9 protein-coding genes are annotated in these 16,034 nt (G+C 57.6%); 6 read left to right on the top strand and 3 right to left on the bottom strand.

The features are described 5' to 3' along the window. Nucleotides 1–459 precede the first annotated feature (459 nt). From AC4D12_RS13480 to AC4D12_RS13460, 5 genes are all read left to right on the top strand, one after another. Entirely contained in the window at nt 460–3,732 is a 3,273-nt protein-coding gene (locus tag AC4D12_RS13480) for a helicase-related protein (RefSeq protein ID WP_490950444.1), read from the top strand. Continuing rightward, a complete protein-coding gene (locus AC4D12_RS13475) occupies nt 3,725–4,405 on the top strand; it encodes a DUF4391 domain-containing protein (RefSeq protein WP_490950443.1) in 681 nt (226 codons plus the stop codon). Before AC4D12_RS13480 ends, AC4D12_RS13475 begins: the two co-directional genes overlap by 8 nt. A gap of 2 nt (nt 4,406–4,407) precedes the next feature. Further along, entirely contained in the window at nt 4,408–6,381 is a 1,974-nt protein-coding gene (locus tag AC4D12_RS13470) for a site-specific DNA-methyltransferase (RefSeq protein ID WP_490950442.1), read from the top strand. 4 nt (nt 6,382–6,385) lie between these two features. Continuing rightward, complete coding sequence (locus tag AC4D12_RS13465; protein WP_490950441.1) at nt 6,386–9,469, top strand: type III restriction-modification system endonuclease; 3,084 nt, start codon at nt 6,386–6,388, stop codon at nt 9,467–9,469. 84 nt (nt 9,470–9,553) lie between these two features. Continuing rightward, nucleotides 9,554–11,530 (top strand): DUF262 domain-containing protein, encoded by a 1,977-nt coding sequence (locus AC4D12_RS13460; protein ID WP_490950440.1) that lies wholly within the window; start codon nt 9,554–9,556, stop codon nt 11,528–11,530. A gap of 42 nt (nt 11,531–11,572) precedes the next feature. Here the strand turns inward: AC4D12_RS13460 and AC4D12_RS13455 are convergent, their stop codons facing one another. Further along, nucleotides 11,573–13,591: an ATP-binding protein gene (locus tag AC4D12_RS13455; RefSeq protein WP_490950439.1), complete on the bottom strand. Its 2,019-nt coding sequence runs from the start codon at nt 13,589–13,591 to the stop codon at nt 11,573–11,575. A 986-nt stretch (nt 13,592–14,577) separates the two neighbouring features. Here AC4D12_RS13455 and AC4D12_RS13450 point away from each other — a divergent pair. Continuing rightward, nucleotides 14,578–14,745, top strand: a complete 168-nt coding sequence (locus AC4D12_RS13450) for a LuxR C-terminal-related transcriptional regulator (RefSeq protein ID WP_490950438.1) — start codon at nt 14,578–14,580, stop codon at nt 14,743–14,745. Nucleotides 14,746–15,011: 266 nt separating this feature from the next. Here the strand turns inward: AC4D12_RS13450 and AC4D12_RS13445 are convergent, their stop codons facing one another. Both AC4D12_RS13445 and AC4D12_RS13440 read right to left on the bottom strand, forming a co-directional pair. Then, complete coding sequence (locus AC4D12_RS13445; RefSeq protein WP_490950437.1) at nt 15,012–15,644, bottom strand: helicase associated domain-containing protein; 633 nt, start codon at nt 15,642–15,644, stop codon at nt 15,012–15,014. A 6-nt stretch (nt 15,645–15,650) separates the two neighbouring features. Beyond that, nucleotides 15,651–15,884 (bottom strand): helix-turn-helix domain-containing protein, encoded by a 234-nt coding sequence (locus AC4D12_RS13440; RefSeq protein WP_490950436.1) that lies wholly within the window; start codon nt 15,882–15,884, stop codon nt 15,651–15,653. Between the last annotated feature and the right edge of the window lie 150 nt (nt 15,885–16,034).

The following is a 16,034-nucleotide window of genomic DNA, read 5'->3' as shown; positions in this document are numbered from 1 at the left end:
AGGCTGCTGTATGGGGTGCGTTTAGTGTCGACGAGGCGTTTCAAGACGAGCTGAAACCGTCATGGAACGTGGCTCTAACGCAGGGGATCCTATTCGTGTCCGAGTAGTCGTGCGAGGTCGAATTGGTGCGCCGCCTGTAGGTTGCCGATAGCGAAAGGCTCTGAACCGGACCGTGCTGCGCGTGAGCCCCTTGACCTCGGTTTGCCCTGAGCCCACAACACGACGCGGCATGGCACGCGAGTAGAGATGATTATCAAGTCCGACGAGGTAGATTCGTTCATACCCGCAACAATTTGGTCCACCCGGTATGGGAGCGTGCATGTCCGAGCCTTGGCTGTTTGTTGACGACGTCGCCAAGCAATTGAGCGTGACGAAGGACGTCGTTTATACGTGGGGTGTCGACAAAGTAACGCCAGCGCACAAGGTGCGCAGCAATGCTGCTGTAGGTTGTCTCTGACTGTGCGCATCATCGACAATCTCAATGATTTTCTGGGCGATGATCTGAAGGCGTCGATCACGCCCGGTTCGAAGCTACGCATCGCGGCGAGCACGTTCTCGATCTTCGCGTTCGAGGCGTTGAAGCACGAGCTTCAATCGATCAAGGAGCTCGAGTTCATCTTCACCGCACCGTCCTTCACGACGGCGCAGGCGACGGACAAGCCCGCCCCGGAAAAGCGGCAATTCTTCATCCCGAGCGACAAGAACCGGGATGCCGCGCTGTACGGTACCGAGTTCGAGATCCGCCTACGCAACAAGCTGACGCAGCGGGCGATCGCGCGCGAGTGCGCCGAATGGGTGCGGCAAAAGGTTACATTCCGCTCGAACCACACGGGCGCGCCGATGCAGTCGTTCGCCGTAGTCGACGACACCGCGGCCTACGCCCCACTCCAAGGCTTCACCACCGCGGATCTCGGGTACGAGCGCGGCCCAGCCGTCTCGAACACGGTGCACAAAATGGATGATCCATCGTTCACGCAGCACTACCTCCGACTCTTCGACCAAATCTGGCACAACAAAGACCAGCTCGACGACGTGACCGAGGCGGTGCGCGAGCACATCGCCAGTGTCTACGCAGAAAACTCGCCGCAGAGGGTGTACTTTCTGATCCTCTACAACCTGTTCAGCGAATTCCTCGACGACATCAGCGAGGACGTCCTTCCGAATGATTTGAGCGGCTACCAGGACACCGAGGTCTGGAAGTCGCTGTACAACTTCCAGAAAGACGCCGCGACCGGCTTGATCAACAAGCTGGAGACCTACAACGGTTGCATTCTTGCCGACAGCGTAGGCCTCGGAAAGACGTTTACCGCGTTGGCCGTCGTCAAGTACTACGAACTGCGCAACAAGACCGTGCTCGTGCTGGCGCCGAAGAAGCTTGCCGATAACTGGACGAACTACAACTCGAACTACACGACAAACATCTTCGCGAAGGACCGCTTCAACTACGACGTGCTCGCACACACCGACCTGTCCCGTGACGGTGGCGAGTCGCTGGGTAAAAGGCTGGATCTGATCAACTGGGGCAACTACGACCTTGTGGTGATCGACGAGTCGCATAACTTCCGCAACGCTGACCTGGTGCACGAGCGTGAGACCCGCTATCAGCGGCTGATGCGCAAAGTCTTCCGCGAGGGGGTGAAGACCAAGGTGCTGATGCTCTCGGCGACCCCGGTGAACAACCGCTTCAACGATCTGCGTAACCAGCTTGCTCTGGCCTACGAGGGTGATTCGGCGCAGCTCGCAGCGAAGCTGAACATCCAGACCTCGGTCGAGGAGGTATTCCGGCAGGCACAGCGGGTGTTCAACGAGTGGTCCGACCTGCCACTCGAGGACCGCACCGCTCAGGCAATCCTGGCTCGGCTGGACTTCGACTTCTTCGAACTGCTCGACGCCGTCACCATCGCCCGGTCCCGCAAACACATCCAGGCGTTCTACGACACCAGTGAAATCGGTGCGTTCCCCGAGCGGCTGAAGCCCGAGTCACTACGCCCGCCGCTAACGGATCTGACCGACGCACCAACGTTCAATGAGATCTTCGAGCAGCTCCAGCTTCTGACTCTGGCGGTCTACACGCCCCTGGCCTATGTACTTCCGAGTCGGCGAGACAAGTACGAGGAGCTCTACGGCGTGGGCTCGGGGCAGAACTCCATGGGTGGGCAGACGGCTAACCTCGGCGCGGCCAGCCGCGAGCAAGGCATCCGCAGACTTATGACGGTGAACCTGCTCAAACGGCTGGAGTCCAGCATCGAGGCGTTTCGGCTCACACTCAATCGGTTGGGGTCCACGGTCGCCGAGGCGATGGATGCCGTCGACAGCCACGCGGCGAACATCGCCGACATCGTTTCGGCGTTCTCCGACATCGATACCGACGACGACGACTTCGAATTCCCCACGAGCAGTACGGTCGGTAGAAAGGTGCAGATCGACCTTGCGGACATGGATGTCGAGTCCTGGAGCCGTGACCTTGACAGTGATGAAAAGGTCATTCAGCAGTTGCTCGCTTCTATCAGCGGGATCACCCCCGAACACGACTCCAAGCTGCGGATGCTGCGCGATGTAATCGCAGGGAAGTTCGAGCAGCCCCTGAACCCCGGTAACCGGAAAGTGCTGATTTTCTCAGCTTTTGCCGACACCGCCGAGTACCTCTATAAGAACCTCGCTCCGACACTGAAGCAGCATGGCTATGACAGTGCCCTCGTGACAGGCAAGGGCAACCCCTCGACGACAGTCGGCCGAGGCTACAACTTTCAGCAGACGCTGACGCTGTTCTCACCAAGATCAAAACAGCGACACCTCGTCATGCCGCAGGAGACCTCAGAAATCGATGTACTGATCGGCACCGACTGCATTAGCGAAGGCCAGAACCTCCAGGACTGCGACTTCCTGATCAACTATGACATCCACTGGAACCCCGTACGGATCATCCAGCGGTTCGGCCGGATCGACCGGATCGGCTCAATCAATGAACGCATCCAGCTCGTGAACTTCTGGCCCGACATTTCACTCGACGAATACATCAACCTCAAAGAGCGAGTCGAGAACCGCATGGTCGCCGCCAATCTCGGCGGCACGGGCGACGACAACATCCTCGACCCAGATGCCAGCGACGCCGCGTTCCGTAAGGAGCAGCTCCGCAAGCTCCAGGACGAGGTCATCGAACTCGAAGATGTCCGCACCGGGGTATCGATCACTGACCTCGGCCTCAACGACTTTCGCATGGATCTGCTCGGCTACATCAAGGAATACGGCGACCCCAGTGGCACCCCGAAGGGCCTGCACGCCGTCGTTCCCGCGGACCGTAGCAAGGGACTGAAACCTGGCGTGCTGTTCGTGCTGCGCAACGTCAAAGCCGACGAGCACCTCAACCGCGGCAACCGTCTACACCCGCACTACCTCGTCTACCTCGATGAACAAGGCCAAGTGATTGCCGACCACACGGAGGTCAAGCACCTGCTCGACCTCATCCGTGCGGGATGCCGCAACCGCGAGGAACCTGCCTGGGAGGTGTGCCGTGTCTTCAACGCCGCCACTCGCGACGGTTCTGACATGGGCCAATACAGCCACCTGCTCACCGAAGCCATCCGTTCGATGATCGACGTCACCGAGGAACGCGACGTCGATAGCCTCTTCACTCCTGGCTACACCACCGCCCTCGTACAGAGCATCGCGGGGCTCGAAGACTTCGAACTGATCGCCTTCCTCGCCATCGTCGAGGAATCAACGGATGGCTGAACCCGTGCTCTACCGCTGGCCCGCAAACGCTGCGTTCGGCCGCACCGTGCCGAAAACGAAGTTCTACGAGCACGGCAACGTACCCACCGCCCTCCGTGAGAAATTTGTCGACGAGGTCCAGCGAATCACGTGGGCTTACAAGCTCGCTGAGGACACCACCCTCCTGCATGGCACCGCAGCGACGCCGGAAATCCAGGTCTTCACTATCGAGACCAAGGGTGAGTACGTCGCCGACGACGTGCTCACTGCCATCGACAAGTCCATCTACTTCCCGATCATTTTCGAGGTCACCAGCGGGCAGCGGGTCCGTACAGTTGCAGCGCACAAAACACTTCAGACCAGATCCCCGACCGTGGGTACGTACTTCACGACCGATTGGCTCCCGGTCGACTCCCTACGCCGGCAGCTGCCCACAGCGCTCGACTTACCGAGCCTCTACGAAGCGATCCTCGCAGCCCTGTTACCTATGGAAACACGCGCGGGCGAGACTGCTTTAGAGGCTACCGAAAGACTAGGCCGTTGCCGAAAGCTCCAGCGAGAAATCGCCGCGCTGGAGAAAAAGCTTCGCGCCGAACCTCAACTCAACCGCAAAATCGAACTCCGCAAGCAGGTCATGGAACGCGCCTTAGTGCTCGCCAAGCTGACCGACACCGCACCGAGCAACAAGGAATGACCATGGACAAACTCAAGATGCACTCACCTAACCTCACCCAGAGCAACATCGACTCTATCGCTGAGTTGTTTCCCACGGTCGTCACCGAGACTGCCGACGCCGACGGCAACCCGGTGCGTGCGCTCGATTTCGATGCACTTCGCCAGGAACTCTCAGACCACATCATTGAGGGCCCGCAGGAGCGGTACCAGCTCGACTGGCCCGGCAAGCGTGCTGCAGCCTTTGCCGCTAACGCACCGATCGCAAAGACGCTCCGTCCGATACGGGAGGAGTCGGTTGACTTCGACACGACCCGAAACCTCTTCATCGAAGGCGACAACCTGGAAGCACTCAAGCTGCTCCAAGAGTCATATCTTGGCAAGGTCAAGGTAATCTACATCGACCCGCCATATAACACGGGCAACGACTTCGTATACGACGATGACTTCGCGGAATCGAACGCCGACTACCTCCAGCGGTCAGGTCAGAAGTCAGCGACTGGTGACCGCCTCGTTACGAACACCGAAGCTAATGGCCGGTTTCATTCCGACTGGCTGAGCATGATGTATTCGCGACTTAAGCTCGCACGCGGTTTATTGACCGAAGATGGCGTCATCATTGCGGCAATTGACGACCACGAGCACGCGAACTTAAGGTCGCTGCTCGATCTTGTGTTCGGCGCAGAGAACTTTCTCGCGAACGTCGTGTGGCAGGGTGTCGGAAAGAACGACGCCCGGTTCACGGCTGGCGGTTTGGACTACATGCTCATCTACGCACGCAACCGTACCCTTCTTGTCGCCAATGACGTCCGCTGGTCTGAGCCAAAGCGCGGCTATGACCTCGTGATGGAGGCGGCCGATGCAGCATGGGACAAATCGGGCCACGACCCCGCACACGCAACGAGTCTTTTTCGAGAATGGTGGCGGACGAAGCCAGACACCGAAAAGGGACTTTCGATGTACTCAGAGATCGACGAGACTGGTCAACCATTTCGGCGTAGCCCGGTTAGTAGCCCGAACCCTCGGGAGAACCTTATGTTTGAGGTGCTGCATCCTCTCACAAACCGACCAGTCGCCATGCCGCCTAATGGGTGGCGTTATTCCCGGGAATCAATGGCCGAAAAGATCAAGCAGAACAGAATTGTGTTCGGTAAGGATGAAACGGCGACGATCAGCTCTAAGACCTACCTGAATGACGTCGAACAGCAGGCCATTCGCCCCGCGTTTTTCCAGGTACGTGCTAATGCGAGCGATGCTCTAGACAAGTTGCTTGGAGCGTCGCTATTTGACTACCCCAAAGATGTCGGGGTCCTAGCCAAGTGGATAGAGGCCGTTACTAAATCTGATAGGGAGGCCGTGGTCCTCGACTTCTTCGCCGGGTCGGGTTCGACCGCGCACGCAGTCATGGAACTCAACGCCGCTGATCAAGGCGCTCGACGATTTATTGTCGTGCAGCTTGATGAGGCACTCGAAGCTGGGTCATTTGCCGCGAGGCGCGGCTTCGCAACCATCGCCGACATTGCCCGCGAACGGCTGCGACGTGCCGGCATGAAGGTACGGCAAGCAACCGGACTGTTTGGGGAAGATTTAGATGTCGGCTTTCGCTCGCTGCATATAGACACCACCAATATGACGGACACGGCGGCGACTGCAGATGATTTGGTACAGCTTTCACTTTCGGATGCCGTTGATAGCGTCAAAGCCGACCGAAATGACGAAGACCTGCTCTTCCAGGTACTTGTTGATTGGGGCCTTGACCTATCCGAGCCCATCAAGGTTGAGCAGATGATAGGTCATCGAGTGCTGACTATTGCCGACGACGCGCTTATCGCATGCTTTGGTCACGAAGTGACCAACGACGTTCTGCAAGCGATCGCCGAAAGGCATCCTTTGCGCGCGGTATTTAGAGATTCGGGATTTACTAGTGACGCCGCACGTATCAACGCCGAGCAGGTATTTCGTGTAATATCGCCTGAGACAGAAATAAGGGCGATCTGATCTGATGAAGCTCCAGTTCAAAGTTCAGCAGTACCAAACCGAGGCTGTCGACGCGGTGGTCGATACATTCGCAGGTCAACCCTATGCCGACGGGGTGACGTACCGTATCGACCCCGGTAAAGAGGTAGCGCTCACGCTGCTGGAGAACGCGGCTTTGCGCAACGCTGAGATTGTACTTACTTCGCCGCAACTCCTCGGTAACATCCACAATGTGCAGCAGGCGAGGGGGCTTACGCCGTCGGAAGATATGAAGGACCCGGTGAAGGAACCGGCCGCGCCGCTAAATCTCGACGTCGAGATGGAGACCGGCACCGGCAAGACCTACGTATACATCAAAACGATCATGGAGTTGCACAAGCGGTACGGGTGGTCAAAGTACATCGTGGTCGTTCCGTCGATTGCGATCCGTGAAGGTGTGAAGAAGTCGTTCGATATCACCGCCGAGCATTTCCAGCAGTTCTACGGCACTAAGCCGCGCACGTTCGTCTACAACTCGTCACGGCTGCACGAAGTGGAGCGCTTCTCTTCGGACGCAGGCGTGCAGGTGATGATCATCAACAGCCAGGCATTCAACGCCACCGGTAAGGATGCCCGCCGCATCTACGAGGTACTCGACGACTTCCAGTCCCGCCGACCGATCGACATGATCGCCGCGAACCGGCCAATCCTCATCATGGACGAGCCGCAGAAGATCGAGGGCGACGCGAAGAAACCATCGAAGTCTCTCGCCGCACTCGCGCGGTTCAACGCCCTGTTTGCACTGCGATACTCGGCCACCCACAAAATTGAGCGCACCAAGGTGCACCGACTCGACGCTGTCAATGCTTATAATCAGAAGCTGGTCAAGAAGATCGCGGTGCGTGGCATCTCGGTGAAGCACCTAGCCGGCAGCACCGCTTACCTCTACGTCGACGGGCTGGAGATTGGCAAGGGGCCAGATTTCCCCAAGGCACGCGTCGAGCTGGAGGTACAGACCGCCCAGGGAATCCGGCGGCAGGTAAAGCGACTATCTCAGGGCATGAACCTGCACGACATCTCTGGCGGTATCGAGGCCTACAAGGGGCTATTCATTCGCGATGTCGACGCCAACCGCGACATCATCGAACTGAGCGACGGGTCCATCCTCGGTGCCGGTGAAATCACTCAGGACGTGACTGACGACGCGAAGCGGCGTATTCAAATCCGAGAAGTCATTCGGACCCACCTCGATAAGGAGCGCGAGCTCTTCCCTCAGGGAATCAAGACGCTGTCACTGTTCTTCATCGATGGAGTCGCGAAATACCGCGACTACGACCGAGATGACACGCTCGGCGAGTACGCGCGCGTGTTCGAGGAGGAATACGATGCGCTGCTGGCTGACCACTTGGGCCAGCTTGACTTCGACGACGCTGCCGAACGGTACAGGAAGCACGTCGAGGCGATTGATGTGCGGAAGACACACGAGGGCTACTTCTCGATCGATAAGAAGACCGGCCGCCCGGTCGACGGCTCGGTCAAAAGGACGGGTGAAACCGCCGGGCAGTCTGACGACGTCGATGCTTACGACCTGATCCTGAAGGACAAGGAGCGGTTGCTGTCGTTTGATGAACCGGTGCGGTTCATCTGGTCGCACTCGGCACTGCGTGAGGGCTGGGATAACCCGAATGTATTCGTGATGGGCATGCTCAAAAAGAGCGACAACACCACGACCCGTCGGCAGGAGATCGGTCGCGGTCTGCGGCTGGCGGTTAACCAGCAGGGTGAACGGATGGACAACCCAGTCACCGTGCACGACATCAACGAGTTGACCGTCGTCACCGACGAGTCGTACACCGAGTTCGTCACTGCGCTACAGAAAGAGATCGTCGAGTCGTTGTCGGCTCGCCCACGCAAGGTAACAGCGGAGTTTTTCGCTGGACGCACCGTCGAGAACCCGGTTACTGGTAAGAAGGTCGCCATCACGCCCGACCAGGCCAAACAGCTGCAGCACTGGCTCACCGTCAACGGGTTCATCGACTACGAGCAGCGCCTTACCGAAAAGTGGGAAGCGCGTGCGGAGATCGATCTCCCGCCGATGCCTGCCGGGCTGGAGGAGTACCACGCCCAGGTCGCGGAATTTATCGACTCGCTGCTGGTCGATGTGCCGCAGCCGACAGACGGACGCAAACCGAAGAGGATCCCGCTCAACGAGGCCAACTTCAAGAGGCGGGAGTTTCAGGAGTTGTGGGGGCGCATCAACCACAAGGCTGTCTACCAGGTTGAGTTCGATTCGACTGAGCTGATTTCCAACTGCATTCAGGTGCTCAACACCTCTCTGCAGGTCACCGTCATGCAGTACCTCGTGGAAAGCGGTAAGCAGGTCGTCGGACTTGAAGTCGAGCAGCTCGAGGCCGGCACAGGCTTCAAGGTCTCGGAGACGAAGGTCGAGCATTCGGCGGTTTCTGCGGGCTCGACCGTCAAGTACGACCTACTCGGCGAGGTGGCGGAGAAAACGCAACTCACCCGGCGCACTTGCGCTGCAATCCTCACGGGCATCAGCCCAGGCACCTTCGGCAAGTTCAAACAAAATCCTGAACAGTTCATCACCGAAGCCGCCCGCATCATCAACGAGCAAAAGGCGACTGTTATCGTCGAGCACCTTACTTACGACCCGCTCGGCGACCACTACGATTCATCGATCTTTACAGAAAACCAGACTGCGCAAGATCTGTCGAAAGCAGGCGACAAGCTTAAGAAAAGCGTCTATGACTATGTTGTTACCGACTCGAAGGTTGAAAGGACGTTTGTCGAGAACCTCGACGTCAGCGACGAGGTCGTCGTCTACTCGAAGCTTCCCCGCGGATTTTTCATTCCAACGCCTGTAGGCACCTACAACCCCGACTGGGCCATAGCTTTCCGCGATGACACCACGAGAATCAAGCACGTCTACTTCGTCGCCGAGACCAAAGGCTCGATGTCCACCCTTCAACTCAAGGGCATCGAGAACGCCAAGATTGAGTGTGCCCGCAAGTTTTTTACCTCCGTTAACGGTAAGACTGAGCACGGGAACGTGAGATACGAAGTGGTTGACAGCTACGACTCACTGCTTCAATTAGTGGGGCAGGAATGAGCAATCCGACACAGGGAGTTTTCATGGTTGATCTGACCGACTCAATTGAGGTCTTGCCGGACGTAACTTCGGAGTGGTCCAACGATGGCTGATCTTTCGCCTCTAGAGCGCGTACTCAATGATAAAATCTTTGTTGTCGCCGACTATCAGCGTCCTTACGCATGGCAAGAAAAACAGCTCCTCGACCTATGGGAGGACCTGGATCTCCTAGGGCGTGAGCAGCACCATTACGCGGGGACACTGGTACTTCGCCAAACCTCGGAACACCCGCAACGTACGCAGGCCGGCCAGGAGGTTCTTGCGTTCGAGGTTGTCGATGGTCAGCAGCGGTTGACGACATGCTTAATTCTGCTCGAGCAGATCCGCAGACGCGTCGACGTACTGGTAGCTAAAAATCTTGATGAAGGTCTTTCGGAAGATCTCGCTGAGACCGCGCGAGATCTTCGCAGATTGATAACCGTCTCTATTGGAGGCGTGACAAAACCACGGCTCGCGCTTGGTGCCGAACTTGACTCATTCTTTCGCGACTCCGTTCTGGGGGAAGAAGTACCTTACGACAATGTGATGCTTGAGGGGCAGCGTCGACTTCTGGCTGCGTCTCGATTTTTTGCAGAGAAGATCGAGTCGACGGTCGCTGATGTATCTGACCAGACCGCTGCGCGGCGACTCATCGATCTGAGGGCGCGTGCATGCTTTCAACTCGGCTTCCTCGTCTATTCGGTTACGAGCGTCGCAGAAGTAGGCGTTCTCTTTGAGACTTTGAACGAGCGTGGCCAGTCCCTTTCTGAACTGGAAAAAGTTAAAAACTACCTGCTTTACATGGCGCGTCAGCTGCCCGATGCAAGGCAGGCTGATCTCGTCCACTATATAAATACGTCGTGGTCGGCGATCTTTATTAACCTCGCAAACATCCGAGTGACCGACGACGCACTCCTGCGATCGCATTGGCTAGCAACTCGGAATCCGAACTCTCGAGCCTGGCGAGGGACGTCGTCCGTCAAAAAGGCTTTCCCACGTTCGAAATATGTATCCGGCAGCATCCGCCTTATCCCCGAAGGGGACGTGGGGCCCGAGGCAACAGAGGAGGCATGGCAGTCGCTGTACGAACACGTATCGGACTATGTGCGCACGCTAGCGAAGTCCTCAGCGTTCATGCTTGATCTCTACACGCCGGATGCCAACTACAGCTCGTTTAGTCATGAAGATGCCGCGCGGGCGAGAAGGTACTCGGCTGCACTCGTGCGAAGCGGAAACGTGGCCAATTTCACCCCTTTGTTACTTGCGGCTCGGCTTTCTCATCCAAAGGATGGGCATCTCTATGCCAATCTCGTTCAACTAAGCGAGAGGTTTTCGGCGAGGGCCTACGCGATCTGCGCATTGCGTTCGAACGCTGGACAGCCGGCTCTGGCGTCTGCAGCATTCGACCTTTTCCATGGAACCGATCCCAGGGCGATTGTGGATCGTGTCGCCGCTAAGTTGTGGTGGCTTGCGCCTGACGACGCCGTATTGGCAAATTTCGGCCCTCAGATCAACTGGTACGACCGACGGAGTCACAAATACGTCCTGTACGAGTACGAGCTCGCTCTCTCGAAGAACACTAGCGATCTTCGACCGTTCACAGATTTCCGGGACACTGGCGCGCGGAAGACGACCGAGCACATTCTGCCCCAAAATCCGGCTGAGGACAGCGACTGGTGGGACTACTTCGACCGGGAGCAACACCGACGGCTACTCAATGGGGTTGGTAACCTCGTGCTTACCTATGACAACTCGTACTACTCGAATCACGAGTTCGCAGTGAAGCGCGGTAAGCCTGGGCAAGAAAAGCCGCGGTGCTATTTCAGCCTACCGGCGCTTGCACGTGAGCATGAAATCGCGCAGAAATTCGATGCATGGACACCAAAAGCTATCGAGGGACGCCGCGTTGCAATCGCAGAGTGGGCACTTCAGCGCTGGGGTGTTGTTCCGCCGGTGAATGACGCAGTCCCCGAGGATGATGATGCCAATGAGAGCTTAGATGATACGCCTTTTTCCGGTGATGAAGTTTATGAAGCGTTGTGATGAGCGTGCGCCGTGACAATGATCGTAATTGAAAAGTCGGGCCTATGTCTGAGCGGTGGCGGTCGACAGTTCTCGCGACTCTTCTACTGTGACTTCATCGGGTGGGGCATCAATACGTAGTTGCTCGGGAAGCAAGCTATTATATTCGTCGCGTACGTACTGAAGCCCTTCGGTTATGGATGGATCGTGCTCCAGTGCGCTCGTCATGAAGTCTAGCCGCCGCCTATTTTCGTCGATCACGTCCCGCCATCGGCGAATGTAGGCACGGACCAGCGGGCGTCCTCGCTCTTTCTGCGGCTCAAAAAAGAGGCCGCTCTCCAAGTCATCATTTGTTACACGTCGACGTACCAAGTCGGCATAGTCAGTGACAACTAAGACGATGTCCCATGTCGTACGTTCTCCGGTAAAGGCGGGATTCGACAGGATGGCGTTTGCATAGTCCTCGACTTGGTCGAGTTCCTTACGGGACGCTGTGATGTCCGGTGCTTTGAGCTCTACGATCAAATGTCTGATGCGATCGTGTTCCTTGTTCCTAGCGGCTAGGTGAAGGTCTGTGCGGCCGGTCTTACCGTCCCATCTTCTGACGGTATCGACGTTTTTTGTAGAAAGTCCCTGAAGTTTGAGGTGATTGCGAAGCAGATCGGTCAAGCTTCGTTCAGTACTCATGAGGTGGTAAGACTCTCCGAAAACCCACAACTCGTGTTCCAGAATTTTGTGTAGATGGTCTCTTTCACCAACCTCACCCGAGTCTTTCGGGTCGAAGAGAATATGCTCGAGTGCGATAAGAAACTTGTGTCGACTCGCGACTACATTCGCTGATCTAATAATGGCAGATAAGGTTGTTTCGCTCAAAAGCTTATTTAGCATGTCACGGTCTGTATCGTTCAGAGCGACAACTTCGTGCAAGATGGTTGTCAGCTTCTCGGGATCGTGGCGAACAGCATCCCGCAGTAGACCGAGAGTCAATCGCGCCTGTTTATTCGTGCTAGAAATATGCTGGACAAGAGAACCCGATACGACATCGAAAACGGCTCGCTCGGCGCGCTCTGTCTCGTTCTTTGGTTCAGTGAGATATGGGTAAATTCCAGATTTTTTCCACTGTTCTATCTGTTCCCGTCGCCGCTCGCGTCGGCGTCCGTTGAAGTGGTCATGAAGCGTCTGTCTGACCACGGCCCAGAGGTCCCCAGTAGATCCCGGGGCCATATCTCCAAGGCCGAGGGATGCCAGTTCATCGCCGCCGAGGCCATCCCAGGTTACGTAAACGGAGAAGCTGAATTGGCTTTCGAAGGTGCTGCCTGACGTTTCAAATGGGAAGTGGTCAGTATCGGGCCCGAAAGAGATTGCGCGGTGCTTGCCCGTACGCCACTCAATGATTCGCATCGTGGCCTTATGGGAGAGGTAATCACCAAAAGTAAAAGATATCTGGGTGTCTCGAATTATTTCTTTTGAGGGATTAAGACTTGAACCATCATAGGTGATTTTGAGCGACTTATCATTCAGTAGTAGCGGCGCAAAATGAGAGCGTAGCGTTGGTGCGACGTCCTCTGCCTCTAGTACATTGAGCGGTCGCTGTGCGTCGTTGTAGGCGATGACGACAGTGCCGGTTCGTTCAACCGTCGAGGGAGTAGCAGTCCAGGAGAACTGGTCGCGGCTGGTTGTGCTGCCAGAGATCGTAATCTGCTCCCGCGCGCCCGCAGTGTTGTCACTGATGCTTTCCCAACTCACCCGGGAGCCCAGAGCGAACACCCGCAGCCGACCCTGACCCAACCTGCCGTGTAGAGGACGTTTGTTGTTCTTTGATGTTTCGCTGCGTGACTTCCAGGAGCCACCAATACGCCCGAAAGTTGAAGCAACTTCATCGGAGCTAATGCCGTGCCCATCATCTTCGACGCGCACTTCGCTAATTGATCCCATTGTGTTGCGCTGTAATACAACGTCGACCGAATCCGCTTCGGCGTCAATGGCGTTCCACACCAACTCCACAATAGCTCGCACAGGGTCGCTTTCATGGGCTATACGCGCAATGTGCTCGTCGCTGGCGACGAGCGTAAGATCTTCCATGCCCTAAGCATACGAACCACCGCAAAAGTCTGACTAGGCCTTGAGTAGCAAACGACTGACCAAAGCTGTCATGGATGTAGCTTCAATAAGCAGGATCCGGTGCTCCGCCGGAGGGACTCGATCACAGTCTCGGCAAAGGATCCTCTGATGGGACGGATGGCGGTGTAGAGCGATGAGAATTCTACTCCGGTATCGGCTCGGATGCCGGTGCACAAGGTGCGTCGCAACTATGTGTCTCACTTCGTCGATTCTCAGCAGGGAGAAAGCGTACGTTTGATGAGTCGCCATCCTGAAGGCCCGTGTGCAGTGTCGCCCAGGGCTGCCGGAGACAGGTGCCGAACATGCCGCAGCTCGCCATGCTGAACCAGACCGGCAACTGCGAGAACCATGCTCAGCGCTCAGACCCCGACCGCAGCGCCGAACTGGCCGGCATCCTTGCGGCCAGTTTGACCTGGTGCCACTGCTGGAACGTGTCATCGGGCACGTCGTCGCATCGTTGGACCGCTAGGGCGGCTCCACCTCGATCGTCCACCAGGTCGAGGCCTACTACCGCAAGGAGGTGAATCAGAGTGTCGGCCGCCACCAGCGCTAGACCTTTGCGCGGACTGTAAGTCGCACCGGGGAGATCGTCGCCACCCGCGGCACCTTTATCCTCACCGCAACGCCTCCACGGCCTTCGAGCAGATCAATCCCGTGGACTCGCGTCGGGGGAGCACTGTCATCCGAGTGCCCATCGCGTGAGATGGGGCGATCATCGATACCTCCGCCATCTTCAGCAACGGACCAGGCCGCGTCTTCAGGGCAAGGGGCGCTTCGCTCGTGGAGCTACTCGCCAACCGCGCCACGATCGCTATCGTGACATCCCGGCTTCACCATGCCGCCGATATGAAGGAGTGAGGGGTGGCCATCGCCTGTGAACGGGAACGAGCCCTGCAGGACGTGGACGAGACGCGGGGCCTGCCGAATAGGAGCCAAGCGCGGCCCGCTTGGCGGAGCGCGGACTCGAGGCGCGCGACCTGCTCGCCGAAGGGTTGGCGTACAGGCAGATTGCCATGTGTCTCGGGCTCTCCGTGAAGACCGTAGAGAAACTCGTGGGGTCGATGCTCCAGAAGACCGGCGCCCGGAACCGCACTATGCTCCCGACTCTGCAGTAGGACGCGGTCCAGTGACAGGTGAAGAATCGACTCGTTCTCGAAAGGGAGACGGCAGATTCAACCTATTCCGAGACGCACTCGATATCGAACGAGTTTGGGAAAGTAGGCATGAGGGCGACGAGACGCCCACGAAGTTTGCGTCGAGATGCATTTGCTTCGGCGACAGGCTGAGCCGTCTTGAGTTGCGCTACAGGAGGTCGAGAATCACTGTTACCTGTTACCGGCTTGGTGAGGAAGAAGCTCGGCACCCGAATCGTTCCTGCGGGCTAAGATCGTCCGCGCCATGCCGGCACGCTCTCATCGAGCATTTTAGCCCTTTCAGGCAGCATCGCTCCGCGCTTCAGCAGCCTCCGCTGCGACCAAATCCAGACCTTCAGCGATCGTTCTTCGCTACCTTTTGGTGATTCCACCCGCGGGCGCCGACCATGTTCGCGTATAAAGCGCAGGTAGTCTTCATACCGCTGCTGCCAGTGGTCTGGGTGTCGCGGCGGCGAATACCAACCGTCTAGCTGATCGAGGCTCTGGAGCTGCTCGCTGCTCAGGACGCCTTCGTGGTGTTGGTGGCGCACCTTATAGAGGAAGCCGTGGCACATCCGCTCCCACTTCGAGCCGTGCTGCCGAGGTAGCCTGCCGGTCGTCTCCACGAACCAGAGCAGGTTCGCGCAACATTCAGACCACGTCAGGTGATGCTGGATGCGCGGCAGCGCCGGCTGATCGTGGACGACGGGACGGCGGTGAAAAAAGTCGGGGTCTTTTCGGTCGGCGGCTTCTGTGACCCTCCGAACGCTACGCCGGTCGACTCTGCAAAGGTCCGCTATTCGCTCAGGGGACAGGCCGCGCGCATACATGAAGAGCCACTCCTCACGCGAGTTGCAGGCACCCCAGTCCTCTTCCTCCATGTCGACCTACTCGGCCGGAAGGTCGCCTGGGCTCAGCTTGTTCCGCTGCCGCTCAGCCTGCTCGTACATGCGGGCGATGTATTCCTCGAGCCTCACCCGCTCGATCCGCCACTGACCGCGGCCACCCACTTGAATCGCTGGTAGCTCCCCGGACTTAAGGATCGCGTACATCTGCGACTGGCTCACCGCCAGCTCCTCGGCGACGTCGGTAGGAGTTAGGAAGCGAGGCTCTGCGGTCATAGGCCGATCATATGATCAGCGGCGCCTCTTACCCTGCAACGCATGGTCACAGCAAGCGGTAGGCCGAGCACTTCGGCCAATAAGTGAACGAGCGGATCGGGGAGTGGGTCATGCGCGAAGAACCCGAGCTGGCCACTGCCGCGAGGCTGC

This window comes from Arthrobacter sp. TJ-266, from assembly GCF_058269115.1.
The sequence above is the reverse complement of the archived record's forward strand: the minus strand, read 5'-3'. Positions and strand labels throughout refer to the sequence as shown.

Coding starts and splice junctions, on each gene's coding strand:
- AC4D12_RS13475 (WP_490950443.1), top strand. CDS start 3,725: ATGGCTGAACCCGTGCTCTACCGCTGGCCCGCAAACGCTGCGTTCGGC.
- AC4D12_RS13470 (WP_490950442.1), top strand. CDS start 4,408: ATGGACAAACTCAAGATGCACTCACCTAACCTCACCCAGAGCAACATC.
- AC4D12_RS13465 (WP_490950441.1), top strand. CDS start 6,386: ATGAAGCTCCAGTTCAAAGTTCAGCAGTACCAAACCGAGGCTGTCGAC.
- AC4D12_RS13460 (WP_490950440.1), top strand. CDS start 9,554: ATGGCTGATCTTTCGCCTCTAGAGCGCGTACTCAATGATAAAATCTTT.
- AC4D12_RS13455 (WP_490950439.1), bottom strand. CDS start 13,591: ATGGAAGATCTTACGCTCGTCGCCAGCGACGAGCACATTGCGCGTATA.
- AC4D12_RS13445 (WP_490950437.1), bottom strand. CDS start 15,644: ATGGAGGAAGAGGACTGGGGTGCCTGCAACTCGCGTGAGGAGTGGCTC.
- AC4D12_RS13440 (WP_490950436.1), bottom strand. CDS start 15,884: ATGACCGCAGAGCCTCGCTTCCTAACTCCTACCGACGTCGCCGAGGAG.